Source organism: Ensifer sp. KUDG1 (assembly GCF_050434285.1).
In the GTDB taxonomy this organism is placed as follows: Bacteria; Pseudomonadota; Alphaproteobacteria; order Rhizobiales; family Rhizobiaceae; genus Ensifer.
The window spans coordinates 148,275-173,313 of the sequence record NZ_JBNDIG010000009.1 but is presented as its reverse complement, the minus strand read 5'-3'; the positions used below and the strand labels follow the sequence as shown (position 1 = coordinate 173,313).

General features: G+C 63.3%; 27 protein-coding genes and 1 tRNA gene. 19 read left to right on the top strand and 9 right to left on the bottom strand.

Annotated elements, in window-relative coordinates:
• Window positions 1-32: 32 nt before the first annotated feature.
• A tRNA-Ser gene (locus M2267_RS21950) sits at window positions 33-122 on the bottom strand.
• Window positions 123-416: 294 nt separating this feature from the next.
• On the opposite strand from M2267_RS21950, the gene rplU reads away from it, so the two are divergent.
• The 4 genes from rplU (at window position 417) to M2267_RS21930 (ending at window position 2,434) form a co-directional block, all read left to right on the top strand.
• Entirely contained in the window at window positions 417-791 is a 375-nt protein-coding gene (gene rplU / locus M2267_RS21945) for a 50S ribosomal protein L21 (RefSeq protein ID WP_034802644.1), read from the top strand.
• Between the two features lie 33 nt (window positions 792-824).
• Window positions 825-1,094, top strand: coding sequence for a 50S ribosomal protein L27 (rpmA, locus tag M2267_RS21940; RefSeq protein ID WP_043619976.1), 270 nt, complete (start codon window positions 825-827; stop codon window positions 1,092-1,094).
• A gap of 126 nt (window positions 1,095-1,220) precedes the next feature.
• Entirely contained in the window at window positions 1,221-1,853 is a 633-nt protein-coding gene (locus M2267_RS21935; protein WP_043619979.1) for a GNAT family N-acetyltransferase, read from the top strand.
• Complete coding sequence (locus M2267_RS21930; RefSeq protein ID WP_429117096.1) at window positions 1,850-2,434, top strand: GNAT family N-acetyltransferase; 585 nt, start codon at window positions 1,850-1,852, stop codon at window positions 2,432-2,434. The genes M2267_RS21935 and M2267_RS21930 overlap by 4 nt, the downstream gene beginning before the upstream one ends.
• 43 nt (window positions 2,435-2,477) lie before the next feature.
• On the opposite strand, the gene M2267_RS21925 is transcribed toward M2267_RS21930, so the two are convergent.
• Window positions 2,478-3,338, bottom strand: coding sequence for an endonuclease/exonuclease/phosphatase family protein (locus tag M2267_RS21925; protein ID WP_429117094.1), 861 nt, complete (start codon window positions 3,336-3,338; stop codon window positions 2,478-2,480).
• Window positions 3,339-3,474: 136 nt separating this feature from the next.
• Here M2267_RS21925 and obgE point away from each other — a divergent pair, with 136 nt between their 5' ends.
• The 10 genes from obgE (at window position 3,475) to M2267_RS21875 (ending at window position 13,851) form a co-directional block, all read left to right on the top strand.
• Window positions 3,475-4,497 (top strand): GTPase ObgE, encoded by a 1,023-nt coding sequence (gene obgE, locus M2267_RS21920; protein WP_043619985.1) that lies wholly within the window; start codon window positions 3,475-3,477, stop codon window positions 4,495-4,497.
• A gap of 1 nt (window position 4,498) precedes the next feature.
• Window positions 4,499-5,668, top strand: coding sequence for a glutamate 5-kinase (gene proB / locus M2267_RS21915; protein WP_429117091.1), 1,170 nt, complete (start codon window positions 4,499-4,501; stop codon window positions 5,666-5,668).
• Window positions 5,661-6,944 (top strand): glutamate-5-semialdehyde dehydrogenase, encoded by a 1,284-nt coding sequence (locus M2267_RS21910; protein WP_429117090.1) that lies wholly within the window; start codon window positions 5,661-5,663, stop codon window positions 6,942-6,944. Before proB ends, M2267_RS21910 begins: the two co-directional genes overlap by 8 nt.
• A 37-nt stretch (window positions 6,945-6,981) precedes the next feature.
• Window positions 6,982-7,569, top strand: coding sequence for a nicotinate-nucleotide adenylyltransferase (locus M2267_RS21905; protein WP_429117306.1), 588 nt, complete (start codon window positions 6,982-6,984; stop codon window positions 7,567-7,569).
• 102 nt (window positions 7,570-7,671) lie between these two features.
• Window positions 7,672-8,103, top strand: a complete 432-nt coding sequence (rsfS, locus tag M2267_RS21900) for a ribosome silencing factor (protein WP_192451114.1) — start codon at window positions 7,672-7,674, stop codon at window positions 8,101-8,103.
• 362 nt (window positions 8,104-8,465) lie between these two features.
• Window positions 8,466-8,948, top strand: coding sequence for a 23S rRNA (pseudouridine(1915)-N(3))-methyltransferase RlmH (gene rlmH, locus M2267_RS21895; protein WP_043619993.1), 483 nt, complete (start codon window positions 8,466-8,468; stop codon window positions 8,946-8,948).
• 126 nt (window positions 8,949-9,074) lie between these two features.
• Entirely contained in the window at window positions 9,075-10,505 is a 1,431-nt protein-coding gene (locus M2267_RS21890; RefSeq protein WP_429117088.1) for a murein hydrolase activator EnvC family protein, read from the top strand.
• The gene (locus M2267_RS21885; protein WP_043619997.1) at window positions 10,495-11,817 is read left to right on the top strand and encodes a S41 family peptidase; all 1,323 of its coding nucleotides are present in this window, start codon (window positions 10,495-10,497) and stop codon (window positions 11,815-11,817) included. The genes M2267_RS21890 and M2267_RS21885 overlap by 11 nt, the downstream gene beginning before the upstream one ends.
• A gap of 245 nt (window positions 11,818-12,062) precedes the next feature.
• Window positions 12,063-13,277 carry a divergent polysaccharide deacetylase family protein gene (locus tag M2267_RS21880; RefSeq protein ID WP_429117085.1) on the top strand — a complete coding sequence of 405 codons (1,215 nt, stop codon included), beginning with the start codon at window positions 12,063-12,065 and terminating at the stop codon, window positions 13,275-13,277.
• Between the two features lie 52 nt (window positions 13,278-13,329).
• Entirely contained in the window at window positions 13,330-13,851 is a 522-nt protein-coding gene (locus M2267_RS21875) for an RNA pyrophosphohydrolase (protein WP_043620001.1), read from the top strand.
• A gap of 76 nt (window positions 13,852-13,927) precedes the next feature.
• Here the strand turns inward: M2267_RS21875 and bfr are convergent, their stop codons facing one another.
• The 5 genes from bfr to M2267_RS21850 form a co-directional block, all read right to left on the bottom strand.
• The gene (bfr, locus tag M2267_RS21870; protein WP_043620003.1) at window positions 13,928-14,419 is read right to left on the bottom strand and encodes a bacterioferritin; all 492 of its coding nucleotides are present in this window, start codon (window positions 14,417-14,419) and stop codon (window positions 13,928-13,930) included.
• On the bottom strand, window positions 14,385-14,696 hold the full coding sequence (locus tag M2267_RS21865; RefSeq protein ID WP_034803108.1) for a (2Fe-2S)-binding protein: 312 nt from the start codon (window positions 14,694-14,696) through the stop codon (window positions 14,385-14,387). The genes bfr and M2267_RS21865 overlap by 35 nt, the downstream gene beginning before the upstream one ends.
• 358 nt (window positions 14,697-15,054) lie before the next feature.
• Window positions 15,055-18,423 carry an error-prone DNA polymerase gene (locus M2267_RS21860; RefSeq protein ID WP_429117081.1) on the bottom strand — a complete coding sequence of 1,123 codons (3,369 nt, stop codon included), beginning with the start codon at window positions 18,421-18,423 and terminating at the stop codon, window positions 15,055-15,057.
• On the bottom strand, window positions 18,420-19,973 hold the full coding sequence (locus tag M2267_RS21855; protein WP_429117304.1) for a DNA polymerase Y family protein: 1,554 nt from the start codon (window positions 19,971-19,973) through the stop codon (window positions 18,420-18,422). The genes M2267_RS21860 and M2267_RS21855 overlap by 4 nt, the downstream gene beginning before the upstream one ends.
• A complete protein-coding gene (locus M2267_RS21850; RefSeq protein ID WP_429117078.1) occupies window positions 19,888-20,841 on the bottom strand; it encodes an ImuA family protein in 954 nt (317 codons plus the stop codon). The genes M2267_RS21855 and M2267_RS21850 overlap by 86 nt, the downstream gene beginning before the upstream one ends.
• A gap of 169 nt (window positions 20,842-21,010) precedes the next feature.
• Here M2267_RS21850 and M2267_RS21845 point away from each other — a divergent pair, with 169 nt between their 5' ends.
• Entirely contained in the window at window positions 21,011-21,445 is a 435-nt protein-coding gene (locus M2267_RS21845) for a metallopeptidase family protein (protein WP_043620007.1), read from the top strand.
• 275 nt (window positions 21,446-21,720) lie between these two features.
• Here the strand turns inward: M2267_RS21845 and M2267_RS21840 are convergent, their stop codons facing one another.
• Both M2267_RS21840 and M2267_RS21835 read right to left on the bottom strand, forming a co-directional pair.
• Window positions 21,721-21,927 carry a DUF1737 domain-containing protein gene (locus tag M2267_RS21840; RefSeq protein WP_429117075.1) on the bottom strand — a complete coding sequence of 69 codons (207 nt, stop codon included), beginning with the start codon at window positions 21,925-21,927 and terminating at the stop codon, window positions 21,721-21,723.
• Window positions 21,924-22,829, bottom strand: coding sequence for an HpcH/HpaI aldolase/citrate lyase family protein (locus M2267_RS21835; RefSeq protein ID WP_429117074.1), 906 nt, complete (start codon window positions 22,827-22,829; stop codon window positions 21,924-21,926). Before M2267_RS21835 ends, M2267_RS21840 begins: the two co-directional genes overlap by 4 nt.
• Window positions 22,830-22,954: 125 nt before the next feature.
• Here M2267_RS21835 and M2267_RS21830 point away from each other — a divergent pair, with 125 nt between their 5' ends.
• From M2267_RS21830 to M2267_RS21815, 4 genes are all read left to right on the top strand, one after another.
• The gene (locus M2267_RS21830) at window positions 22,955-23,209 is read left to right on the top strand and encodes a hypothetical protein (protein ID WP_043620010.1); all 255 of its coding nucleotides are present in this window, start codon (window positions 22,955-22,957) and stop codon (window positions 23,207-23,209) included.
• A 208-nt stretch (window positions 23,210-23,417) separates the two neighbouring features.
• On the top strand, window positions 23,418-23,834 hold the full coding sequence (locus M2267_RS21825; RefSeq protein ID WP_429117073.1) for a VOC family protein: 417 nt from the start codon (window positions 23,418-23,420) through the stop codon (window positions 23,832-23,834).
• Between the two features lie 155 nt (window positions 23,835-23,989).
• Window positions 23,990-24,595, top strand: coding sequence for a 3-isopropylmalate dehydratase small subunit (gene leuD / locus M2267_RS21820; protein ID WP_291160301.1), 606 nt, complete (start codon window positions 23,990-23,992; stop codon window positions 24,593-24,595).
• A 9-nt stretch (window positions 24,596-24,604) separates the two neighbouring features.
• On the top strand, window positions 24,605-24,985 hold the full coding sequence (locus tag M2267_RS21815; RefSeq protein WP_034802728.1) for a RidA family protein: 381 nt from the start codon (window positions 24,605-24,607) through the stop codon (window positions 24,983-24,985).
• Window positions 24,986-25,039: the final 54 nt, after the last annotated feature.

Genomic DNA, 25,039 nt, shown 5'->3' with positions numbered 1-25,039 from the left:
CACTAGGAATTTCAATCGCTTGCAAAGCGCACTGGCGGAGAGGGTGGGATTCGAACCCACGGTACGGTTGCCCGTACGCCGCATTTCGAGTGCGGTGCTTTCGACCACTCAGCCACCTCTCCGCTTTGCTGGTCGGCGCTTGTTCGGCGCGGTCGGGTTCATAGCGGCAGATTCGGGTGCTGGCAAGGGCCTTGTTTGAAGAATATGTAACGGTCCCGTTGCTTTCGCCTTGACACACCTGTGCAAATCCTTGTAATCCGCGCAATGAAGTGGTGTGGCCTAGCTCACCGCATCGGGTGTGATTTGCGCCCATTCACCGGTGGATATCCGAAAAGGAGATCCACTCAACTGTCGACTGAGAAAAAGACGGCCTTGCCTTCGGGCAGAGAGCCGGATCGAACATGAAAGGATAAAAAATGTTCGCAGTCATCAAGACCGGCGGTAAGCAGTACCGCGTGGCCGCCAACGACGTCCTCACCATCGAAAAGCTGGAAGGCGTTGCAGGCGACAAGATCGAATTCACCGAGATCCTGATGGTCGGCGTCGGCGCCGATGCAACCATCGGTGCTCCGTTCGTTGAAGGCGCCGTAGTCAGCGCTGAAGTTGTTGAGCAGGGTCGCGCCAAGAAGGTCATCGCCTTCAAGAAGCGTCGCCGCCAGAACTCCAAGCGCTCGCGCGGTCACCGCCAGCACCAGACGACCGTCCGCATCCTGGACATCGCTGCTGCCGGTGGCAAGGCAAAGAAGGCTTCGAAGAAGTCTGAAGCTGCCGCTGAAGCCGCTGCAAACTGAGTTCCTGGATCTAAGGTTTAAAGGAGAACACCAATGGCACACAAAAAAGCTGGCGGTTCGTCGCGTAACGGTCGCGATTCTGAGTCCAAGCGCCTTGGCGTGAAGAAGTTCGGCGGCGAGCAGGTCATCGCCGGCAACATTATTCTGCGTCAGCGCGGCACCAAGTGGCATCCGGGCGCCAATGTCGGCCTCGGTAAGGACCACACGATTTTTGCACTTACGGCCGGCAACGTGAACTTCCGTACGAAGGCCAATGGCCGCGTGTACGTGTCTGTAATGCCGAAAGCCGAAGCAGCGGAATAAGCCGGTAGCGCTCTAAAACAGCCGGCGTCTCATCGACCCGGCTGACGCACCTGATGGTTCCAAGCCAGACTTCAAAGGGGAGATGGGGCAATACCCAACTCCCCTTTTTCGTTTCTGGAGGAAACCATGCAAACCGAGTTGTTGAGGGAAGACCAATCCCGGTCTCCCGAGCAGAGGCTGCGGCCCCAACGGTCAAGGACCGATTGCCCGATATTGTTGTCACCCCGGCTCGTTCTGCGCGCGCCCCATGAAGACGATATCGACGCCCTTGCCCATCTTGCCAACAATGCCAATGTCGCGACCATGGTCTCGCGCATGCCGCACCCGTATACGACGGCCGACGCCGCCGACTTCGTGCGACGCGCGAAAGCCGGCACGATTGGCAAGTGCGTCTACGCGATTACCAAAGCGGACAATGGCGCATTTCTCGGTTGCTGCGGTATCGAGCCGCATCCCGATGGCAAGACGGCGGAACTCGGCTACTGGCTGGGCGAGCCTTACTGGAACCAGGGTTATGCCACCGAGGCGGCCCAGGTCCTGACCGACATGGCCTTCCGCACCCGCGACATCGACCAGATCGATGCGCGCTGCCGCGTCATGAACCTGGCATCGCGCCGGGTCATCCAGAAGTGCGGCTTCCAGTTCCAGGGAAGCGGCATGGTCGGCAGCCTGGCACTCGGCGGCTCGATATCAGTCGAATGGTACCGGCTCGACCGCAAGACCTGGGTCTCCTTGAGAAGCTGGGGAGGCATGCGATGAACGCGCTCGCTTCCGAACGCCAGCGGGTCGTTGCCCGCCCCGGTCCCGGCCCCTGCCCGGTCATCGAGACCAAGCGCCTGGTCCTGCGCCCGCACCGACGGAACGACGCCGAGGCGATCGCCCAGTCGCTCGACGATTTCCAGGTGGCGCGCATGCTGGCGCGCGTTCCGGCACCCTACGATCAGCAGGACGCACTCGACTGGTTGACGGCGCAGACTTCAGGGCTGACGCCCGACTGGACCTTCGCCGTCACCACCGGTGACGACGTGCATATCGGCTGCGTCGGCATCGAGCTCCGTCACGGCCAATGGCACGTCGGCTACTGGCTGAACCGCTTCTACTGGGGCAAGGGCTTTGCCTCTGAGGCGGCCTATGCGGCCGTCGAGCGCTTCTTCCGTCGCATGCCCGAAACGACCCTGCATTCCGGCGTTTTTGCCGACAATCCGGGATCGCTGAAGGTGCAGGAGAAGATCGGCTTCCAGATCACCGGCTGCACCCAGGTCTATGCGCTCGCGCGCAACGCCATGGTCGCCCATATCGAGACGCGGCTGACCGCCGCCGATCTGCGCCAACCGCACTGAAGAACATCCCCGCGAAGCTCGGGCTTCGCGGGGACTTTTTCTGTCATGCGAGCGTGAAACCAACGGGCAGGTGGTCGGAACCCTTGGCCTCATAGTCGGTCCAGGCATCGGAGAGACGGGACGCGAGGCCAGCGCTTACGAAACAATAGTCGAGATGCATGCGTTTTTCGGGGTTTTCGGGATGGATCCAGCTATAGCTTTCAGGCGTCAGGCGGCCGAGATGGGCGAGCGCATCGACCGGGTTCTCAAGCCGCAGGGAACGGCCGTAGAAGGCGTCGCGCGTGCCGGTCATCGTGCAGTATTCCGGCGTCTCCGGCTCCATGTTGAAATCGCCCATGACGACGAAATCCTCCGGATGCGGCGGCTCGGCCATGCCGAAACCGGCCGCCCCGGTGATCGCACCGCCTTCGAGCGGATAACCGAGCAGCCGATCCTTCAGGTAGCGGATCTGGGCGATGCGCTCGGCCGGCAGCACGTGATCGAGATGCACGGAATAGACCCGCAGCGGACCGGCAGGCGTCACGATCAGCGCTTCGGTCGCCCCGCGCTGCAGGTTCATCGGGCTGATCGTGCGGGTGCGCGGCAAGGGGATGAGCCTCGTCGCAAGGATTGGCCAGCGCGACAGGATCATGTTGCCGAACTGGAAGCGGCGGCTGACGGCGCGTCCATCCTCGATCGCCGAACCGATGTCGATGTCGCAGGGCGCATGGAAGGCGGAGAAATGGCCGGGAAACAGCTTTTCGAAGCGGGTGACGAGATCGACATGGCCGTTGCGGTGAAAGCCACGCGTCACTTCCTGAAGCGCAATGATGTCGGCGTCCCCAATCGAAGCGGCGATACGTTCGGGATCAAAGCGGCCGTCGAGGCCGATGCCGTATTGGATGTTGTAGCTGACGAACCGCACGATATTCTTTGACCTCCGAATAAACCGCCTATATCGATGGCGGCAAATTACAGCGCCGTGCATCCTTTAGGACCTGCAAAGGTCGCTGTAACACTTTCTAAGACCACGCACTTACACCGAACCAGATGGCAGCCCAATGAAATTTCTCGACGAAACGAAAGTCTATATCCGCTCCGGCGACGGTGGCGCAGGCGCCGTCTCGTTCCGGCGCGAGAAGTTCATCGAGTTCGGCGGACCGGACGGCGGCGACGGCGGCCGTGGCGGCGATGTCTGGGTGGAGGCCGTCAACGGCCTCAACACCCTCATCGACTTCCGCTACCAGCAGCACTTCAAGGCCAAGACCGGCCAGCACGGCATGGGCCGCAACCGCACAGGTGCCGGCGGCGACGACGTGACGTTGAAGGTGCCGGTCGGCACGCAGATCTTCGAGGAAGACAACGAGACGCTGATCGTCGACATGGTGGCCGAAGGCCAGCGCTACCGGCTGGCGGCCGGCGGCAATGGCGGCTTCGGCAACGCCCATTTCCGGTCTTCGACCAACCAGGCGCCGAACTGGGCCAATCCCGGCCTCGAAGGTGACGAGAAGACCCTGTGGCTGCGGCTGAAGCTGATCGCCGATGCCGGTCTCGTCGGGCTGCCGAACGCCGGCAAGTCGACCTTCCTTGCCGCCTGCACCCGCGCGCGGCCGAAGATCGCCAACTATCCGTTCACGACGCTGCATCCCAATCTCGGCGTCGCCACCATCGACGGCAACGAGTTCATCATCGCCGACATTCCGGGCCTGATCGAAGGCGCGCATGAGGGTGTGGGCATCGGCGACCGTTTCCTCGGTCATGTCGAGCGCACCCGCGTGCTGCTCCATCTCGTCTCCGCCCAGGAAGAAGATGTCGCCAAGGCCTATAAGACCGTCAGGCACGAGCTCGAAGCCTATGGCGGCGGCCTCGAAGACAAGCCGCAGATCGTCGCACTGTCGCAGATCGACGTGCTCGACGAGGACGAGCTGAAGGTAAAAGCCAAGGCGCTGGCGAAGGCCTGTGGAGAGCAGCCCCTGCTGCTGTCCGCCGCGGTCGGCAAGGGCATGACCGAAGCGCTGCGGGCATTGCGCAGCGTCATCGTCGCCGCCAAGGCTGGTGAAGGCTTCGGCGAGGAGAACCTCTGAGATGACCAAGACCCGCAAGCCGCTTTTGAAGTATCGCCGGGTCGTCATCAAGATCGGGTCGGCATTGCTGGTCGACCGCGCCACCGGGCTGAAGAAGGCCTGGCTCGACGCCATGTGCGCTGACATCGCCGGCCTCAAGGCCAAGGGCGTCGAAGTGCTGGTCGTCTCCTCGGGCGCAATCGCGCTCGGTCGCACCGTGCTCAACCTGCCGGCAGGTGCCCTGAAGCTGGAGGAGAGTCAGGCCGCCGCCGCCGTCGGCCAGATCGCGCTGGCGCGTGCCTGGTCGGAGAGCCTTTCGACCGACGCCATCGTCGCCGGTCAGGTGCTTTTGACGCTGGGCGACACGGAAGAACGCCGCCGGTATTTGAACGCCCGCGCCACCATCAACCAGTTGCTGAAGCTCGGCGCCGTGCCGATCATCAACGAGAACGATACGGTCGCCACCACCGAAATCCGCTATGGCGACAACGATCGCCTCGCCGCCCGCGTCGCCACCATGGTCGGCGCCGATTTGCTGGTGCTGCTCTCCGATATCGACGGGCTCTACACGGCCCCGCCGCATCTCGACCCCAACGCCCGGTTCCTCGAAACGATCGCCGAGATCACGCCCGAAATCGAGGCGATGGCCGGTGGTGCGGCATCCGAGCTTTCGCGCGGCGGCATGCGCACCAAGATCGATGCCGGCAAGATCGCCACGACCGCCGGCTGCGCCATGATCATCGCATCGGGCAAGCCCGATCATCCGCTTGCGGCGATCGAAGACGGTGCCCGCTCGTCCTGGTTCGCACCATCAGGGTCGCCGGTAACGGCGCGCAAGACCTGGATTGCCGGGCAATTGCTGCCGGCCGGAACGCTCCGCGTCGATGCCGGCGCCGAAGAGGCGTTGCGCTCGGGCAAGAGCCTGCTGCCGGCCGGCGTCCGTGACGTGACGGGCAGCTTCAGCCGCGGCGACACGATCGCCATTCTCGGCACTTCCGGCCGCGAGATCGCCCGTGGTCTTGCCGGCTACGATGCCGACGAGGCCCGCCAGATCGCCGGCAAGAAATCGGCCGAGATCGCCGCGATCCTCGGCTATGCCGGCCGCGCCGCCATGGTGCACCGCGACGATATGGTGATGACCGGAAAACGCGCTGAGGCCGAGGGTAGCCGGAAGGATGAAGTCCATGCTTGACGAGGTGAAGAACAGGCAAGACGTCGAAAGCGTCATGCTGGAGATCGGCCGCAACGCCAAGGCCGCCAGCCGACCGCTCGCCATCGCCAGCGCCGAACGCAAGCACGCCGCACTGATCGCCATGGCCGACGCGGTCGTCGCCCGCACGGACGCAATCCTGGCCGCCAATGCGATCGACCTTGAAAACGCCCGCGAAAGCGGCGTTGCCGCCTCTTTCATCGATCGCCTGACGCTGAGCGAAAGCCGCATCCGCGACATGGCGAGCGGCATTCGTGCGATTGCCGAGTTCAAGGATCCGGTCGGTGACGTCATTGCCGAATGGGATCGCCCGAACGGACTGCATATCGAGCGCGTGCGCACGCCGCTCGGCGTCATCGGCGTCATCTATGAAAGCCGGCCCAACGTGACGGCTGACGCCGGCGCGCTCTGCCTCAAGGCCGGCAATGCCGTGATCTTGCGCGGCGGGTCCGACAGCTTCCATTCTTCGGGCGCGATCCACGCGTGTCTGGTCGAGGGGCTGAAGGCCGCCGGTCTGCCCGAACATGCGATCCAGATGGTCCCGGTCGCCGACCGCGCCGCCGTCGGCGCCATGCTTTCGGGTCTTGGCGGCACGATCGACGTCATCGTTCCCCGCGGCGGCAAGAGCCTGGTGGCTCGCGTGCAGAACGAGGCGCGCGTGCCGGTCTTTGCCCATCTCGAAGGGCTCTGCCACATCTATGTCGACGCCTCGGCCGATCTCGCCATGGCGGAAAAAATCGTCGTCAACGCCAAGATGCGCCGCACCGGTATCTGCGGTGCTGCCGAAACGCTGCTGATCGACCGCAACGACGCCGACCGATTGGCCAAGCCGCTGCTGAACGCGCTGCTGGCAGCCGGCTGCGAAGTGCGCGTCTCCGACGAACTCGCAGGCACCGTCGACGGGTTGAAGGCCGCCAAAGACGAGGACTGGGCGACGGAATATCTCGACGCGATCATCTCGGTGAAGCTGGTCGATGGCATTTCGGGCGCCATCGACCACATCGCCACCTGGTCGTCGGCACATACGGAAGCGGTAATTGCCGAGGACCCGGAGGTCGTCGAGCGCTTCTTCTCGGAAATCGATTCCGCGATCCTCTTGCACAACGCCTCGACCCAGTTTGCCGATGGCGGCGAATTTGGCATGGGCGGCGAGATCGGCATCGCCACGGGCAAGATGCATGCGCGCGGCCCAGTCGGCGTCGAACAGTTGACCTCCTTCAAGTATCGGGTGCGTGGTGCTGGACAGGTCAGGCCCTGAGGTGACGGCGGGCAAGGTCAACGCCCGCTACCTGCGCATGCCCCATGTCGAAGACGGCATGGTGGTCGGCCTTTTCGGCGGATCCTTCAATCCGCCGCATGAAGGCCATGTGCTTGTTGCCGACACCGCGATCCAACGGCTCGGGCTCGACCAGCTCTGGTGGATGGTCACGCCCGGCAATCCGCTGAAAGACCACAATAATCTGGCGCCGCTTGCCGACCGAATCGCCATGAGCGAGGAGATCGCGCGTAACCCGCGCATCAAGGTGACCGCTTTCGAAAAGGCGCTTGGGCAGAGCTATACCGCCCGCACGCTCGAGATCGTGCAGGCGCGCAACCGCGACATTCGCTTCGTCTGGATCATGGGCGCCGACAACCTGAAAAGTTTCCACCGCTGGCAGAATTGGCAGAAGATCGCCCGCACCTTCCCGATCGCTGTCATTGATCGGCCGGGCTCGACGCTCGCCTATCTCTCCTCGCGCATGGCGAAAACCTTCGACTATGCCCGCATCGACGAGGACGATGCGCGGCGCCTCCCCTTCGACCGCGCGCCCGCCTGGACCTTCATCCATGGACCGCGCTCATCGATGAGCTCGACGGCGCTGCGCGCCGCCGGTGGAGTATGATTTCCTGGGATTCAGTTCTGCTGTCTTGAAACAGCTACGGTTTGATGCCTACATTCATGGACGGTTCGATCTTTGTTCGAATCGAAAGTGCCTGTTCTGTTCATGTGGAAAGGAAAGACCCTGACAACAGCACACGCCAAGGGATATGCGGTTACCGCATTCCCGCGCAGCACGGGATCTAGCGACGAAGCCGCTGTCCGTGCGCTTCAACTGGTCCTCGAGAGCCTAGAGGACTCGAAGGCAGAAGACATCGTCAGCATCAACATTGCCGGTAAGTCGGCGCTGGGAGACTTCATGGTCGTTGTCTCCGGGCGATCGAGCAGGCATGTGATGGCCATAGCCGATCACCTGACGACCGACCTGAAAGACGGGGGCTTTGGCAATGCCCGTGTCGAAGGTCTGGAAGGTGGTGACTGGGTGCTGATCGACACCGGTGATGTGATCGTTCACATCTTCCGGCCGGAAATCCGGGAGTTCTACAACATCGAGAAGATGTGGGCGGCTCCCGAGATCGAGGACGGCACCTTGCATTGAGACCGACCGGGTCGCCGCGCAGCTGAATGCCGGACGAGCCGAGTTGCGGTCATGCATGAATGTGAAGGGCTGGCGCCGCCTTGGGTGGCGTTGTCAGCCGGATGCTTGTTGCGACTGATCGTAACTTTCAGGCCCGTCAACCGGACAAGGCGCGCAGCGGCGCTGCAAGGCTCCAGGAACGCGGCATAAGATTCTCCTTGAATCGACCCGATTTCAGGAACTATGCAGTGCGCGTTGCAGCACTACAGCGCCGCGCGTCTTATCGGACGCGCAAAGGACGCTGTAGCACTTTGAATCGCTTCATGTTTCCTTTAATCGGCTGCGATTAAAGGAAACATGCAGTAGCGAGGACGGACAAGGTCATGCGTATTGGACTTTTCGCAGTCGGCCGCCTCAAGGCGGGGCCGGAAAAGGATCTTGCGGCCCGTTATCTCGATCGCTTCTCCAAGGCCGGTCCAGCGATCGGGCTTGAGCTTTCCCGCGTCGTCGAGGTCAACGAAAGCCGCGCTTCGAACGCCGAGACGCGCAAGCGCGAGGAAGCCGCACAGCTCGAAAAGGCGCTGGCCGAAGGCAGCCTGCTCGTGCTTCTGGACGAACGCGGCAAGGCGCTGGATTCGGAAGGCTTCGCATCGCTTCTCGGAACATTCCGCGACAGCGGCAAGCGTGACCTGATGGTCGCGATCGGTGGCGCCGATGGCCTCGATCCGAGCCTCCACGCCCGCGCCGATGCGGTGCTCAACCTTGGGAAGATGACCTGGCCGCACCAGCTCGTGCGCATCCTGATCGCCGAACAGCTCTACCGCGCCGTCACTATTCTCTCCGGTCACCCCTATCATCGGGTCTGAAGCGACTGGACTGCTTTTCGGGAAGCCCCTCCCGGTACACGCGGCGATAACGAGAATATGCTTGGTCGCGCGCGCCAAATCAGATTAGGTTTTTTCCTCATATTTTCGGATGGACGCACGCAACGGATGACGCCCCGAGGCAGGACCAGCGTTTTCGGCACGGGAAGAGACGACGCAGGACGGCTTGCCCGTAAAGCGGCGGCCTTTGCGCTTGCGCTTGCAATCGGCCTGCCGGCGAACGCCCAGGAGGCCACGCCGCCCGCCGCCGCCACGGCAGGTCAGGAACAGGGGCCACCCGACCCCGCCGCCGACCTCACGCTTCGCCGCAACAGTACGCGCAGCGAACTGGATGCGCTCTCCAAGACGATCACGCTTTCCCAGGAGCGCGCCAATGCGCTGACGGAAACCATTGCCGAGATCGACAAGACCAACGAGGCGCTGCGCGCCGCGATCGTCGAGTCCGCGAAGAAGCGCCAGGATCTCGAGCAGCAGATCGTCGACGGCGAGAAGAAGCTGAGCGACCTCAGAACCAAGGAAGATACGGTCCGCCGCTCGCTGCGCTCCCGCCGCGGTGTGCTTGCCGAGGTGCTCGCCGCCCTGCAGCGGATGGGGCGGAACCCGCCACCGGCGATCCTGGTGACGCCCGAGGATGCGCTCGGCTCCGTGCGCAGCGCCATCCTGCTTGGCGCCGTCGTGCCCGGCCTGCGCAAGGAAACCGAGAACCTGGTGGCCGACCTCAAGGCGCTCGCCGATATCCGCGCCGGCATCGACCGGCAGCGCGAAGATCTGACGGCGGCAATGACCGCCAATGTCGAAGAAGAGCGTCGCATGTCGATGCTGGTCGCCGAGAAGGAGAAGCTGCGTCAGTCGAGCGCCACCGAGCTTGCCGCCGAGCAGCGCAAGGCGCAGGAACTGGCCTCGCAGGCGACCAATCTACAGGGCCTGATCGGCTCGCTCGAGGATCAGATCTCCTCCGTTCGCGAGGCCGCCGAAGCGGCGCGCGCCCAGGAGGAGGAACGCCGGCGCATGAGCGAGGCCGAGCGCGAAGCGGCACGGGAATTGGCCCGCAACGCGGTGCCTGACAAAAACCGCATTGCGCCCGCATATGTGTTTTCGGAGCTGAGGAACAAGCTTGCCTATCCGGCTGCGGGATCGCTGTTGCGCAAATTCGGCGATGCAGACGGCACGGGGCATTCCCTGCAAGGGATCATGTTGGAAACCAATCCCGGCGCGCTGGTGACCGCGCCGTCAGATGGCTGGATCGTCTATGCAGGCAATTTCCGCAGTTATGGACAGATGATCATTCTCAACCCGGGCGACGGCTATCACGTCGTGCTTTCGGGGATGGAGAAGGTGAGCGTGCAGACTGGGCAGTTCGTCGTGGCCGGAGAACCGCTGGCGACGATGGGCGCAAAAAGAGTGGCGAGCGCTGCGGCCTTGGCGCTGGAAACGGACCGGCCGACGCTTTACATTGAATTCCGAAAAGACGGAAAACCGGTTGATTCCCGACCATGGTGGACCGCAGCAGAGGTTGGAAAGGCGCGAAATGATACGTAGGGCTTCACTTGTTCTGGTCGGGGCGCTGATGGGCGCGACCGCGATGGGCGTGGTTTATTCGGCTGTCGTTCCGGCCGTCGCTGCCAACACCTCGACCTACCGCGAACTGGCAATCTTCGGCGATGTGTTCGAACGCGTGCGGGCGCAATACGTGACGCCGCCGCAGGACGACAAGCTGATCGAGAACGCCATCAACGGCATGCTTTCCTCGCTCGACCCGCATTCGAGCTACATGAACTCGGCTGACGCCGAGGACATGCGCACCCAGACCCGCGGTGAATTCGGCGGCCTCGGCATCGAAGTGACGATGGAAGACGACCTCGTCAAGGTCACGAGCCCGATCGACGACACGCCCGCAGCGCGCGCCGGCGTGCTTGCCGGCGACTTCATTTCCAAGATCGACGGTGCGGACGTTCGCGGCCTGAAGCTCGAGGACGCGGTCGAAAAGATGCGCGGCGCCATCGGCACTCCGATCAAGCTGACGATCCTGCGCAAGGGCGCGGACAAGCCGATCGAACTGACGATCGTCCGCGACGTCATCGCCGTTCGCGCGGTCAAGTTCCGCACCGAAGGCGACGTCGGCTACCTGCGCGTTATCTCGTTTACCGAGAAGACCTACGATGACCTGAAGAAGGGCATCGAGAAGATCAAGGCGGAAGTGCCGGCCGACAAGCTGAAGGGCTACGTGCTCGACCTGCGCCTCAACCCGGGCGGTCTGCTCGACCAGGCGATCAACGTCTCCGACGCCTTCCTGGAGCGCGGCGAAGTCGTTTCGACCCGCGGCCGCAACCCGGACGAGACCCGCCGCTTCAACGCCACGCCGGGCGACCTGACCGATGGCAAGCCGGTGATCGTGCTGGTCAATGGCGGCTCGGCTTCCGCTTCGGAAATCGTCGCCGGCGCCCTGCAGGACCTGAAGCGCGCAACGGTGCTCGGCACCCGCTCCTTCGGCAAGGGTTCGGTCCAGACGATCATCCCGCTCGGCGAAGCCGGTGCACTGCGTCTGACGACCGCGCTCTACTACACGCCGTCGGGCAAATCGATCCAGGGCACGGGCATCACGCCCGACATCAAGGTCGAACAGCCGCTTCCGCCGGAACTGCTCGGCAAGGTCGAGGCTCAGGGCGAGTCCGATCTGCGCGGCCACATCCAGGGCCAGAGCGAGACCGACGAAGGCTCCGGCTCGGTCGCCTATGTTCCGCCGGAAACCAAGGACGACCTGCAGCTGAACTACGCGCTCGACCTTCTGCGCGGCAAGAAGACGGACCCGTCCTTCCCGGCGAGCCCCGAACAGGCGCAGCTGAAGAAGTAAGCCTGACAGACACGAAACAAAGCGCCGCATGTTCACCCGAACATGCGGCGCTTTGCGTTTGGCCCATGGCTGGGCCGGCCGATGCACTGGTCAAGCCTTCGCCACTAAATTATAGGGTTAGCAAGCGCTGCCGCGGCCACTGATTCTTCGAAGGCATACGGCGTGCGACGGGAGAGGATCGGCACGCGTCCTGGCGCCGGCCTCGCTCCAGCGGCAACATCCCACAGCTCGACCGAGGCTCCGTTTTGGGAACTGATCTCAATGCACCGCTCGGCCAGAACCGGCGGGCCAAGCCAGCGTCGAAGCGCAATCCCCGACGGCTGCTCGGGTTTTCTCTTGCCGGCCTTTGCATCGCCGCGGTGATTGGCCTTTCCGCCTGGAACACGCTTTCGCCGGACGGTTTGCGGCGTGATCCCGCGTCGCCGGTCGCAACCGCCGAGAAGGCGAAGAGCGCGGGCGACAAGGCATCCAACCCGGAAAGCGGGCGGACGGGCGTCGGCTCCGGAACGATGACGCCGGGAACGGCCTATTCCGGCGCCGATGTCGAGCACACGCTCACCGATGACGGCTCCACCGTCACGACGTTCTCGCCACGCAGCCGCGACGGCAAGGGCCCCGCACTGATCAATGTCGGTCCGATCCGCGGCCAGGATCCGCGCATGGCGGCGATGCCCAATGACGACCTGCTGGAAGAAAGCCCCGCCGGGCGGCTGCCGATCATCGGCCCCGACGGTCTGCGTCCGCTCGATCAATATGCACGCCCCTGGTCGGGTGCGCGCGGCACGCGCATCGCACTTGTCGTCGGCGGTCTCGGCCTCAGCCAGACGGGAACCCAGAAGGCGATCCGCGACCTGCCGGGCGAGGTGACACTCGGCTTTGCCACGGCCGGAAACAGCCTGCAGCGCTGGATGCAGGAAGCGCGCCGGAGCGGCCACGAGATCCTGCTGCAATTGCCGATGGAGCCGTTCGACTATCCGGCCAACGATCCCGGCCCCAATGCGCTGCGCGTCGGCCTCAGCGAAAAGAAGAACCTCGCGGAACTGCACCGCAACCTCGCCGAGATCACCAACTATACCGGCGTCATGAATTATCTTGGCGGCCGCTTCCTGTCCGATGCCGATGCGCTGGAGCCGGTCATGCGCGATCTCGGCAAGCGCGGCCTGCTGTTCCTCGACGACGGGACTTCGGCGCAATCGCTTTCCGGCAAGGTTGCCGGCGCCTTCGACGTGCCGCACGGCTTTGCCGACTTGACGCTCGACAGCGAACTCAGCCGCGGCGCGATCCTGCGCAAGCTCGACGAACTCGAGCGCATCGCGCGCCGTAACGGGACGGCCATCGGCGTCGCTTCCGCCTTCGACGAAAGCGTCGGCGCGATTGCCTCCTGGGTCAGCGAGGCGCAGGCCCGCGGCATCGAGATCGTCGGCGTTTCCGCGCTCGTCAAGGATCCGCAACAGAACTAGCTTAAAGCCGTCCCGATGGGACCAATCGACGTTTGCAAAGAAGAGGCAGCCGATGAGCAAGGACAAGAAACTGAAGGCGGACGACCTTCCCTATCGCCCCTGTGTCGGCGTGATGGTGCTGAACCGGTCGGGCCTTGTCTGGGCCGGCCATCGCATCGCCGTCGGCAATTCCGAATATGACGGCTCGCCGCAGCAATGGCAGATGCCGCAGGGTGGCATCGACAAGAACGAAGATCCGCTGAAGGCGGCCTATCGCGAGCTTTACGAAGAGACCGGCATGAGCACCGTCTCGCTGCTTGCGGAAGCGCCCGGTTGGATCAACTACGATCTGCCCGAACACCTGATCGGCATCGGCCTCAAGGGCAAGTATCGCGGCCAGACGCAGCGCTGGTATGCCTTCCGCTTCGAAGGCGAGGAAAACGAGATCGCCATCAACCCGCCACCGGGCGGGCACGAACCGGAATTCGACGCCTGGGAATGGAAGCCGATGCGCGACCTGCCGGAGCTAATCGTGCCGTTCAAGCGCAAGGTCTACGAGGAAGTGGTCGCGGCTTTTACGCATCTGGCGCCGTGAACCGGCGCTGCCCGCGCCTGAAACGACAAAGGCCGGCGAGATCGCCGGCCTTTGTATTACTAGGCTTTCACCAGGCTCAGTCGGCTTCGGCCTCGTTGGCAGGCGACGCATTGAGCTGGCCGTATTTCTCTTCGCCGATCTTGTCGAGCAGCTCGAGCTGGGTTTCGAGGAAGTCGATATGGCCTTCCTCGTCAGCGAGCAGCTCTTCGAAGAGCTTCATGGAGACATAGTCTCCGGCGGCATGACAGATGTCGCGGGATTTCTTGTAGGCGGTGCGGGCGTCGTATTCGCCTGCGAGGTCCGCCTTCAGCACTTCCTTGACGTTCTGGCCGATGCGCAGCGGCGCAACCGTCTGCAGGTTGGGATGGCCTTCGAGGAAGATGATGCGCGCGACGAGTTTGTCGGCATGCTGCATCTCCTCGATGGATTCGGCCCGCTCCTTCTTGGCGAGAAGCGTATAGCCCCAGTCTTCGAGGAGGCGGTAATGCAGCCAATACTGGTTGACGGCACCGAGTTCGAGATAGAGCGCTTCGTTAAGCTGCTCGATGACTTTTTTGTCGCCTTTCAAGATCCGCCCTCCGGTTGTCGTCGTGGAATTGTCTGAGGCGGGTCATGAAATCAAATATCTCTGCGTCCGTCGAGTCGCGGTGCGCGTGATATTGCTCGGTGGTGCGGATGATGATGTCGACGACATTGGGGAAACAGCCGCAGCAACGGCCACGTTTTTCCATCGCGTGGTAGACTTTCGCCGGCACGATCAGCTGCCAACAGTCCTCGTCGAGGAGACCAATGATCGTGTCCTCGATCTCTTTTTCCGTGATGAAATTGCAGCTGCAAACCAGCATGTCGTCTCGCCTGTCGTACGCAACGCCCTGTATCAGCGCATAAAGCAAAACAGGACATTTAGTGTCAACTAAAAACTCCGCGAGCGGAAGTTGCGGGTGGATTAGAACGACTCTAAACTTGACAAAAAACTTCGCCTTTTCAGAATTTTAGAGATTCCTGAGCGACTGATCTTGCAAACCCTGAATGGGTCACGAGGCGCGCAGCCTGCGACATTTTTACACACCTTCTATCACGACCGCGGGAATCCTACCCGTGACCTGCGCCGGAAGCATTCCATGGAATCCTTCCGGCGACCCGGCAGCGCTTTACCAGACAGCCCCACTCACTTGAGAGGCGGCAAAGCCTAACCGGAGCCTTTCAATGGAAATTGCGCCCCTTCGGCATCACGTCGGCCACCTCGGCTGTTGCCCGATCCGGATCGCTGGAACTGCTGCCGGAGTGGCGGGGCATCGGCAGGCGCTGGTCGCCTTGTGCCCGCTTCATGCGCGCGTCACCGGTCGGTCTCAGCGCCTCGTCGGCACGCTCGCTTGCGCCGAACCGCCGCGCTTCCTTGCGCAGCAGCCCGAGCATCGGCGTGATGTCCTCGATGTGTTCGGCGACCACATGGATGACGCTGCTTTCGCGCTGCAGCCGGCCGCGAATCTTGACCAGACGCGCACCCATGACCACCGGCCGATAGGTCGCAAACACCTTCGGCCAGACGATCGCATTGGCAACACCGGTCTCGTCCTCGATCGTCATGAAGATGACGCCCTTGGCCGAACCCGGGCGCTGGCGAACGAGCACCAGCCCGGCAACGGTCACCCGCCGCCCGACCGGGGCGGTCGCAAGCATGCGGCTCTGGACGATCCCCTGCGCGGCAAGCGTATCTCTGAGGAAGGAAACCGGATGCGCCTTCAGCGAGAAGGAGAGATAGCGATAGTCGTTGATCACCTGCTCACCCGCCAGCATCTCCGGCAGGATCATGGCCGGTTCCGGCCGCAACTCCTCTCTCGCAGCCCCCTCGAAGAGCGGCAGCCGCTCGGCAGCGCTTTTTTCATCGAGCGCCTTCACCGCCCAGAGCGCCTTGCGACGATCGAGCCCGATCGAGCGGAAGGCATCCGCGTCGGCAAGCCTTTCGAGCGCGGAGCGGGAGAGGCCGGAGCGCAGCCAGAGATCGCGCACCGTTGCGTAACCGGCGCCCCGGTTGGCGACGAGCTTATCCTCGATCTCCTCCTGCTTCAGCCCTTTGATCGAGCCGAAGCCGAGACGCATCGCCTTCTTCGTCCTGATCACATCCTGCATCTCGCGATGGCGCGGCTCGATGGCTCTCTTGTCGAAGCCCCCCTCTTCAAGGTCCGCATCCCAGACCGAGTGGTTGATGTCGACGGGCAGCACCCGGACCCCATGCTCGCGCGCATCGCGCACCAGTTGCCCCGGCGCGTAAAAGCCCATCGGCTGGGAGTTCAGGAGCGCCGCGCAGAAGACATCGGGATAATAGGTCTTGAGCCAGGAGGAGACATAAACGAGCAGCGCGAAGGACGCGGCATGGCTCTCGGGAAAACCATATTCGCCGAAGCCTTCGATCTGCTTGAAGCAGCGCTCGGCAAAATCGCGCGGATAGTTGTTGCTGACCATGCCCTCGATCATCTTTTCATGGAAGGTATGAATGGTGCCGGTGCGTTTGAAGGTCGCCATCGCCCGCCGCAACTGATCGGCCTCGCTGGGCGAGAAACCGGCAGCAGTGATGGCAATCTGCATCGCCTGCTCCTGGAACAGCGGCACGCCAAGCGTCCGCTTCAAAACGACCTCTAATTCAGGGCTCGGATACTCGATGGGAATCCTGCGATCCCGCTGCTCCCGGCGTTTCAGATAGGGATGCACCATGTTTCCCTGGATCGGTCCGGGCCGGACGATCGCCACCTCGATGACGAGGTCATAGAAGATACGCGGTTTCAGCCGCGGCAACATGCTCATCTGCGCCCGGCTTTCGATCTGGAAGACACCGATCGTATCGGCGCGGCAGATCATGTCGTAGACGGCGTCCTGATGATCCTTGAAGAGCTGATGCAGGTTCTTCTGCTCATTGTAATGCCGATCGAGCAGGCCAAATGCCCGGGCAATGCAGGTCAGCATGCCGAGCGCCAGAACATCGATCTTCAGGATCTTCAGCGTGTCGAGGTCGTCCTTGTCCCACTCGATCATGAAGCGGTCGGGCATCGCCGTGTTCATGATCGGCACCACCTCGTCGAGCCGGTCGCGGGTCATGACAAAGCCGCCGACATGCTGGGAGAGATGGCGCGGGAAACTCATCAGCTCGGTGGCGTAGTCGAGCACCTTCACCGTCGTCGGGTCTTTCGTATCGAGACCGGCAGCCTGCGCCTCGCGCTCCGAGAGATCCGCGACGGACCAGCCCCAGACAGAACCGGCGAGCGCCGATTGCACATCCTCGGAAAAGCCGAAGGCCTTGGCGGTCTCGCGACCGGCCGAGCGCGCCCGGTAGCTGATGACCGCGGCCGTCAGCCCGGCATGTTCCTTGCCGTAGGTGCGGTAGATATGCTGGATCACCTCTTCCCGCTTCTCGTGCTCGAAATCGACGTCGATGTCCGGAGGCTCGTCGCGCTCGGTCGAGAGGAAGCGATCGAAGAGCAGGGTGGTCTCACACGGGTCGACCTCGGTGATGCCCAGGCAGTAGCAGACGGTGGAATTCGCCGCCGACCCGCGGCCCTGACACAGGATATGAACGCTGCGCGCAAACTGCATGATGTTGCGCACCGTCAGGAAGTAGGGCTCGTAACGCTTGCTGGCGATCAGTTCGAGCTCGTACTCGATCTGCGTCGACACCTTCTTGGGGATCTCACCGGGATACCGCTCGCGTGCGCCTTCCATGGTCAACCGCCGCAGGGTCTGCGTCGGCGTCTCGCCCGGAATGCTCTCATCCGGATATTGATATTCGAGGTCCGACAGCGAAAACTTCAGCCGTCCGAAGAAGTGTCCGGTATTGGCGATCGCTTCCGGATAGTCGCGAAAAATGCGCGCCATTTCGGCGGGCGTCTTCAGATGCCGCTCGGCATTGGCGTGCAGCCGATAGCCTGCCGAGGCGATCGTCACATGCTCGCGGATGGCGGTGACGACATCGGCAAGCGGCCGTCGATCGGCGGCATGGAACAGCGGACTGTTGGTGGCGACGAGCTTGACGGACGCATGGCGGGCAATGTTCGCGAGCCCGGCAAAGGCAAGCTGGTCGAAGCCGTCATAACGCGGCACCAGCGCCAGATAGAGCCGGTCGCCCAAATGCGGTTTCAGCCGCTTGAGGAAATCGGCAAGCAGGGTTGCCTCCGGCGCACCGATGACAGGACCCGGCAGCACCGCGAGAAGCAAATCCTCGCCCCATTCGATGAGATCGGTCTCGTAGAGCGTACAGGTACCCTTCTTGGCGCGCAGGTTTCCAGCACTCAGCATCCTGCAGAGATTGCCCCAGCCGCGGCGGTTTAGGGGGTAGGCGAGCACGTCGGGCAGGTCTTCGGCAAAGGAGAGCCGCGCACCGGGCTGGAAGGCCGACTTCTCCACCTTGGCCTGCGCATGGGCGCGCACCACGCCGGCGACCGTGTTGCGATCGGCAATGCCAAGGCCGCCAATACCGAGGCGGCTCGCCGCAACGACCATCTCACCCGGATGGGAGGCACCTTCGAGGAAGGAGAAATTCGACCAGGCGCCGATCTCGAAATAGGGAGCAACGTCGCTCATGCGAAGACTCCATGCATGAACCAGCGCGGCGGGGCGCTCGCGCCATAATGACCCTCGCGAAACAGCCAGAACCGCCGGCCGCTATCGTCCTCCACCCGGAAATAGTCGCGTTCCAGCGCCGGCTCGCCATCGAGCCACCATTCGCCGGCGATCCGCTCCGGCCCTTCGGCCCGCGCGATGCGGTGCAGCGTGCGCCGCCAGCGAAAGCTTCTCGGCGGCCCCTCCGGCACCTCGGCCACCGCCTCCACCGGCTCGGGACTTGGAAAGAGCCGCTGCGGCCGGGCGGCAGCCGCAAGCAGGGTCACCGGAATGTTTTGCGCCGGTTCCTCAGCCCTGCCGATCAGCGCCAGGTCCGTGAGCGGCCGGAAGCTTGCCGCCCGCTCCGGCACATGGCTTTCCGAGAGCGCCGGCACCATGAGGCTTTCTGCGCCGAACCGCGCCATGACCCGATCGGCGAAGGCGGCAAGCGGACGCGCGCGATCCGGCGTGCCGGAGAAATCCTCCTGCATCACCTCGTATTTTTCGCTCTTCGGCACCGAAAGCCGGAGGATTTCAAAGCCGAAGCCGGCATCGAGATCGTCGTGCACCGCCTGCAGGCGCTCGCGGAAAAGACCGGCGACACGCCGCGGATCGTTGAGCGGCGAGGAGGTACCGGCGGCGATGCGGAAGACCGCACCGTCAACGCGGAAAAGCAGAAGCTCGAACAAGCGTCCGCCCTCGCCGCGCTTCTCCAGCTCCGGTTTCAGCCGCAGTGCCAGTTCTTCCGTCAGGCCCAATATATCGTCTTCACCCTGGACCGGCTCGCCGAGCCGCCGCTCTGCCGAAAGGGCTGCGACCGGCAGCCGTGGCGACAGCGGCTCGTCCTCGCGCCCGAGCGCCTGGTCGAGACGCAGAAGCAGGGTTGCGCCGAACCGGCGAGCAAGCGGCGCACGCGGCGCCTCGATCAGGTCGCCGATCTGCTTGAGTCCGACCCGGCCCAGTGTTTCGATCGTTTCCCGCGGCAGCCGGAGTGCTGCCATCGGCAACGGCGCCAGCGCCCGCGCCGCCTCGTCCTCGGCAAGGATAGCGTCGGAGCCGAAACGCGCCACCGCCCAGGAGAGCCCGGCGGACGAGGAGATCGCCGCCCGGGCCTCGACGCCCAGATGGAAAAGGCGGGCGAGCAGATCGTCGAGCAGCGCCTTTTCCCCGCCGAGAAGATGGGCGCAGCCGGTAATGTCGAGAAAGAGGCCGCTGTCGCCATCGAGCGCGACGAGCGGCGTGTAGCGACTGCACCAGTCCGCCAGCCCTGCAAGCAGAGCCCGATCGGCGGCGGGATCGGCCGGCAGCACGTCGATCTCGGGACACATGGCCCGCGCTTCGGCGACCCCCTGGCCGATATGAAACCCACGCTTTTCAGCAAAACCATCGAGCGCAACGAGACGCATCGCGCTCTTCACCTTGTCGGCGAAGACGACGGGCGGATGTTCAGGACGCCCGCGGGAAAGCCACGAGTTCCCCCAGCGCTTGCGCGCGACCCGATCGGCCGGAAGATGCGGAAAGGCGAGCGACAGAATGCGCTGGTTCTGGATCTGCCGCAGCAGCGGCTGGTAGGGGCTCGACGGGGTAAAGGCGGCGGTCATGGGGGTTCCACTCCAGGAAGAAGCCGAGCGGCGCAGGAGCCCTGCTCTTCTCGGCAATGACGTGAAAGACGGGATGGCCGATGCTGCCGCGAAGCATCGATCCATCCGGTAGCGGTCGCTCGCGCGCCGGCGCCGGCTCGACGAGGAAGCGGAAGAAGGCGCTGCTCGCCTCCTCGTGTCCGGATTGGCGCAAAAGCAGAAGGGGGACGTGGCCGGCGCGCGAGCGCACATGCAGGCGCCGGCTCTCGCTGAGTGCCAGGGCAGCCGGGTTGCCGCGAATTTCGAGGATGACAGCGCAGAAGCTCGGCACGGAAAGTGCGGCCTCGGCGATCCAGAGCGCATCCTTTATCGTGCGCGGCAGGCTGAAGACGAGGCCGCGGACATCGAGACCAAAGGCCTTCAGACCCAGGCCATAGGGCATGCCCGCCTCGTTGGAAGCCATCGACTGGCTGATCCAGAGAACGGGGGCGGACGGCTCGCCCTTTTCAAGCCGCGCCCGTTGGCAGAGCACGCCGAGTGCTGCGGCAAAACCGGCGGCAGCACCCGCATCGCGCGTCTCGGCATTGCGGATTTCCGTCATGCCTTCGAGCGGCAGGCCGCCTTCGAGAAGATCGTCCAGATCGGGAACGCCGAGCGCCAGCGCCTTGCGGCCGGGCTCGTCTTCTTCCCGCTGACGGAAGCCGCCGGGATCGGCCGCCTTGGCGGCGCGCACAACGCCCGGAAGCCGACGGTTTTCGATCCTGGCTATGGTTTCTCGGAGCGAAAGTACCGTCTCCCGCTGCACGGCTGTGTCGGCCATGACGGTCAACTCCCATCAGTATGTTCATGTTATGTTCTATTAGATTCCAGAGCTTCCTAAATGAGTCAACAGCCAATTCTAAGAATTTATTCCTGTCCCTGTGGTCAAGGAATTCAACACTCGAAAAACAAAGGCAAAATCGCTATATGGAGGGCAACAAGGAGTGCCTATGGCCCGCATTGACCAGACCGATGATTGGCGGGAACGCCACGCACCGACGCTTACCACTTTCGAGCAGCTTGCGCTGGAGGCCTATGGCCACCTGCCGCAGGAATTCCGCCAGCTGACGACCGACCTTGTCATCGAAGTTGCCGACTTCCCGAGCGACGACGTTTTCGAGGACATGGCGCTGGAAACGCCCTTCGACCTGCTCGGCCTCTTCGAAGGCAGCGGCATCAGCGAACGCTTCACCATGGAAACCGGCCAGTTTCCGAACCGCATCACCCTCTATCGCCGCCCGATCATCGACTACTGGGCGGAGAACGAGGAGACGCTCGGCGACATCATCACCCACGTTCTGATCCACGAGATCGGCCACCATTTCGGCCTCTCCGACGACGACATGGAACGGATCGAGGCGAGCGTCGAGCACGTCGGCGGCTAAGCAATTCCAGGAAAGTTGAAGCGGTTTTCCGTCCGGGATTGCGTGACTTAAAGAGCAGGGCTTACCGTTTCGCTTTGCCCCTCATCCGGCCTGCCGGCCACCTTCTCCCCGCAAGCGGGGCGAAGGAGACTCGCGGCACCCACTCGCCTCAACAATACGCCCCCGACATCCCGCCGACGGCAACTCCGTTCCGCGACATCGTGAGCTGGCACGTCCCCTCTCCCCGCCTGCGGGGAGAGGGCTAGGGTGAGGGGCAGCCGCCGACGGCAGCGCCACTACTGTTCCGACAGCTTGATATCCGGGGTGTAATCCTTGTCCTCGACCTCTTTGACCACCGCCTGGCCGCACTGCATGTGCTGCGTATCGGCATTGAAGGCATAGGTGGGCGAGCCGTGCAGGCTCCAGCCCTGGTTCAGCGCCGCCGTCACCTTGTGGCAGAAGGAAGCGTCGTCAGGGCCGGTCAGGAAGCGGTAGAGTTTCAAGATCTTGTCTTTCGTTGTTCGATGAGGTCCGCCTTGGCGGCAAGCGTTACGGCCTGGTCGAGATGCAGCCGCTCGACCATGCGTCCGTTGAGATTGATGACGCCCTTGCCGGCATTTTCCGAGAGCGCAAAAGCGGCGATGATCGCGCGGGCCTCGTCGACGGCGACCTGCTCGACGCCGAAGCGCTCGTTCGCCGGGCCGATCTGCGCCGGATGGATCAGCATCTTGCCGTCATAGCCCATGTCGCGGCCCTGCCGGCATTCTTCGTCGAAGGTGGCAGCGTCACGAAAATCGTTGAACACGGCATCGATGACATCGAGCCCGCCGCCACGCGCGGCAAGCAGGATCTGCATCAGCCAGGGGATGAGATAGGGCCGGCCCGGACGATCCGGAACGCCGGTCTCCTTGCGCAGGTCGTTGAGGCCGACGACGAAACAATCGAGCCTGCCGCTGAAGGTGCGGCCGGCCTCGGCGATAAGAGGCGCGTTGATGACCCCGCGCGGCGTCTCGATCATCGCCCAGAGGCGCAGCGTCTCCGGCGCATCGTTCTCGTCGAGCCAGTCGGCCGCCGCCTGGATATCCGCCGGGCTTTCGACCTTCGGCAACAGGATGGCGTCGGGATTGGCCACAAGCGCTGCAGCAAGATCGCCCTGGCCATAGTCCGAGCCGATCGCATTGATGCGGATGACGATCTCGCAATCCGGCCGGCTTGTCGTCAGATACTGCACCAGCGCCGCACGCGCTTCCACCTTGCGCTCGGGCGCTACCGCATCCTCGAGATCGAAGATCGCAGCATCCGTCGCAAGTTCCGCGACCTTGGCAAGCGCGCGGGCATTGTCGGCCGGCACGCAAAGCACCGAGCGGCGCAGGCGTACCGGGTGATGTTCGCTCGATTTGTTCATGCTTCAGTTGTGCCCGCCTTTGCCGCGTTCCGCAAGACGAGGCGAACCGCCGCACCCCTTTCGAGGGCCCGCCTCTTGCAAGTCCGAAGGCGAGCCCCCACATCGCCATCAGAAAGGTGACGATTATGCAAAGCATTCGCTCTGTTCTCTTTACGGCCGCAGCCCTGACCATCACGTTCGCGGCCTTTGTGCTTACCGCCTCGCTGGCGCTGGCCCTTGCCGGCATCGCCGCCGTTGTCGTGGTCGGCAGCGCCATTGCCACCCGGCTGAACTTCAGGCCAGCCCGCGCCACGGTGCGCCCGGCTGCCGCGGGCCCCGCCCAGGGCCAGCGCGAGATGCGCATCTGGAACGACGGTCGCGGCACGATCATCGACCTCTAATTCCCGGCGGTCGGAATCGATCCCCAGCGATTTTGGTACCCCGCAATCGGGCCGATCGACGATCGGCTCGAGCCCTGTCGGCGTCCTTTGAAAACTGTCATCCAGCCGGCTGCGATTTTTTTTCGACCCCATGTCGGATCGACCATTCCATGTCCGTCCTTGAGGCAGGCCAGCACGGTCCTGGCTCTAAAACAGGATGGAGAACGATATGGATACCCAGACGCAGCAGCCGGCACCGGTCCTCAACGGCCTTCTGCCCTATCTTCAGGTCGATGGCGCCGCCAAGGCGTCCGAGTTCTACCAGCGCGCCTTCGGCGGCAAGGAAGTCAACCGGCATCCGCTCGACGAGCAGGGCCGCACGATGCACATCCACCTCTATATCAACGGCAGCTCGCTGATGCTCGCCGATGCCTATCCGGAATACGGCCACCCCTTGGAAAAGCCGCAGGCCTTCACCCTGACGCTCACCGTCGACGACATCGATGCCTGGTGGGACCGTGCGGTTGCTGCCGGCGCCGAGGTGGTGATGCCGATCGAGGTGATGTTCTGGGGCGACCGCTACGGCCAGCTCCGCGATCCCTTCGGCGTTCTCTGGGCCATGAACAGCCCGGTGAAGGCAGGCTAAGTCCCTGCAGACAATCGAAATCCGGACGAAGCTCTCGCCGGGCGGGCATTTTCACCCACCCGGCGAAGCCTATTTGAACAGATTTTCCTTCATTTCGGCGCAAAACTCATCTAAACGCTAGCGCAACATTCTTCTGAAATCGAAGGCCTGAAGTTATGGAAAAATTCGTCAAGCTCACCGGTGTCGCCGCCCCCCTCCCCGTCGTCAACATCGACACGGACATGATCATTCCGAAGGATTACCTGAAGACGATCAAGCGCACCGGCCTTGGCAAGGGCCTCTTCGCCGAAGCCCGCTACAACGAAGACGGCTCGGTCAACCCGGATTTCGTGCTCAACAAGCCGGCCTACCAGAACGCCAGCATTCTCGTTGCCGGCGACAACTTCGGCTGCGGCTCCTCGCGCGAGCACGCTCCGTGGGCGCTGCTCGACTTCGGCATCCGCTGCGTGATCTCCACGTCCTTTGCCGACATCTTCTATAACAACTGTTTCAAGAACGGCATTCTGCCGATCGTCGTCAGCCAGGCTGACCTCGACAAGCTGATGGACGACGCTTCGCGCGGCTCCAACGCCATCCTCTCGATCGACCTGGAATCCCAGGAAATCACCGGCCCGGACGGCGGCTCGGTCAAGTTCGAGGTCGATGCCTTCAAGCGTCACTGCCTGCTGAACGGCCTCGACGACATCGGCCTGACGCTGGAAAAGGCAACCGCCATCGACAGCTTCGAAAAGACGGTCGGCGCCGCGCGCCCCTGGGCTTAAAACGAAGATATGGCGCGCAAGCTCATCTCCTCGGGTTCGCCCTTCGAAAAGACGGCAGGCTATTCGCGTGCCGTCGCAATGGGCGACTGGTGCTTCGTCTCCGGCACGACCGGCTATGACTACGCCACCATGACCATGCCCGAGACGGTGGAGGAGCAGGCGCGCAATTGCCTGAAGACGATCGAGGGCGCGCTGAAGGAAGCGGGCTTCTCGATGAAGGACGTTGTCCGCAATCATTACTACGTCACCGATGCCAGCTTCGCCGACCGGGTGTTCCCGATCTTCGGCGAAGTCTTTGGCGAGATCCGCCCGGCCGCAACCATGATTGTCTGCGACCTGATCCGCCCGGAAATGCTGATCGAGATCGAGGTCACTGCCCTTCGCGGCTGACCCCTTGATCACGCCTGCCCTCAAAACGATTCCGATTTAAGCCATTATGCGATA

What these genes read in the sequence shown, in the direction of transcription:
- M2267_RS21885 (WP_043619997.1), top strand. Translation starts at nt 10,495, where the DNA reads ATGATACGTAGGGCTTCACTTGTTCTGGTCGGGGCGCTGATGGGCGCG.
- M2267_RS21875 (WP_043620001.1), top strand. Translation starts at nt 13,330, where the DNA reads ATGAGCAAGGACAAGAAACTGAAGGCGGACGACCTTCCCTATCGCCCC.
- proB (WP_429117091.1), top strand. Translation starts at nt 4,499, where the DNA reads ATGACCAAGACCCGCAAGCCGCTTTTGAAGTATCGCCGGGTCGTCATC.
- M2267_RS21835 (WP_429117074.1), bottom strand. Translation starts at nt 22,829, where the DNA reads ATGAACAAATCGAGCGAACATCACCCGGTACGCCTGCGCCGCTCGGTG.
- rsfS (WP_192451114.1), top strand. Translation starts at nt 7,672, where the DNA reads ATGTGGAAAGGAAAGACCCTGACAACAGCACACGCCAAGGGATATGCG.
- M2267_RS21890 (WP_429117088.1), top strand. Translation starts at nt 9,075, where the DNA reads ATGACGCCCCGAGGCAGGACCAGCGTTTTCGGCACGGGAAGAGACGAC.
- leuD (WP_291160301.1), top strand. Translation starts at nt 23,990, where the DNA reads ATGGAAAAATTCGTCAAGCTCACCGGTGTCGCCGCCCCCCTCCCCGTC.
- rpmA (WP_043619976.1), top strand. Translation starts at nt 825, where the DNA reads ATGGCACACAAAAAAGCTGGCGGTTCGTCGCGTAACGGTCGCGATTCT.
- M2267_RS21825 (WP_429117073.1), top strand. Translation starts at nt 23,418, where the DNA reads ATGGATACCCAGACGCAGCAGCCGGCACCGGTCCTCAACGGCCTTCTG.
- rlmH (WP_043619993.1), top strand. Translation starts at nt 8,466, where the DNA reads ATGCGTATTGGACTTTTCGCAGTCGGCCGCCTCAAGGCGGGGCCGGAA.
- M2267_RS21935 (WP_043619979.1), top strand. Translation starts at nt 1,221, where the DNA reads ATGCAAACCGAGTTGTTGAGGGAAGACCAATCCCGGTCTCCCGAGCAG.
- M2267_RS21910 (WP_429117090.1), top strand. Translation starts at nt 5,661, where the DNA reads ATGCTTGACGAGGTGAAGAACAGGCAAGACGTCGAAAGCGTCATGCTG.
- M2267_RS21815 (WP_034802728.1), top strand. Translation starts at nt 24,605, where the DNA reads ATGGCGCGCAAGCTCATCTCCTCGGGTTCGCCCTTCGAAAAGACGGCA.
- M2267_RS21845 (WP_043620007.1), top strand. Translation starts at nt 21,011, where the DNA reads ATGGCCCGCATTGACCAGACCGATGATTGGCGGGAACGCCACGCACCG.
- M2267_RS21850 (WP_429117078.1), bottom strand. Translation starts at nt 20,841, where the DNA reads ATGGCCGACACAGCCGTGCAGCGGGAGACGGTACTTTCGCTCCGAGAA.
- M2267_RS21865 (WP_034803108.1), bottom strand. Translation starts at nt 14,696, where the DNA reads ATGCTGGTTTGCAGCTGCAATTTCATCACGGAAAAAGAGATCGAGGAC.
- M2267_RS21830 (WP_043620010.1), top strand. Translation starts at nt 22,955, where the DNA reads ATGCAAAGCATTCGCTCTGTTCTCTTTACGGCCGCAGCCCTGACCATC.
- M2267_RS21905 (WP_429117306.1), top strand. Translation starts at nt 6,982, where the DNA reads ATGCCCCATGTCGAAGACGGCATGGTGGTCGGCCTTTTCGGCGGATCC.
- M2267_RS21860 (WP_429117081.1), bottom strand. Translation starts at nt 18,423, where the DNA reads ATGAGCGACGTTGCTCCCTATTTCGAGATCGGCGCCTGGTCGAATTTC.
- obgE (WP_043619985.1), top strand. Translation starts at nt 3,475, where the DNA reads ATGAAATTTCTCGACGAAACGAAAGTCTATATCCGCTCCGGCGACGGT.
- M2267_RS21930 (WP_429117096.1), top strand. Translation starts at nt 1,850, where the DNA reads ATGAACGCGCTCGCTTCCGAACGCCAGCGGGTCGTTGCCCGCCCCGGT.
- rplU (WP_034802644.1), top strand. Translation starts at nt 417, where the DNA reads ATGTTCGCAGTCATCAAGACCGGCGGTAAGCAGTACCGCGTGGCCGCC.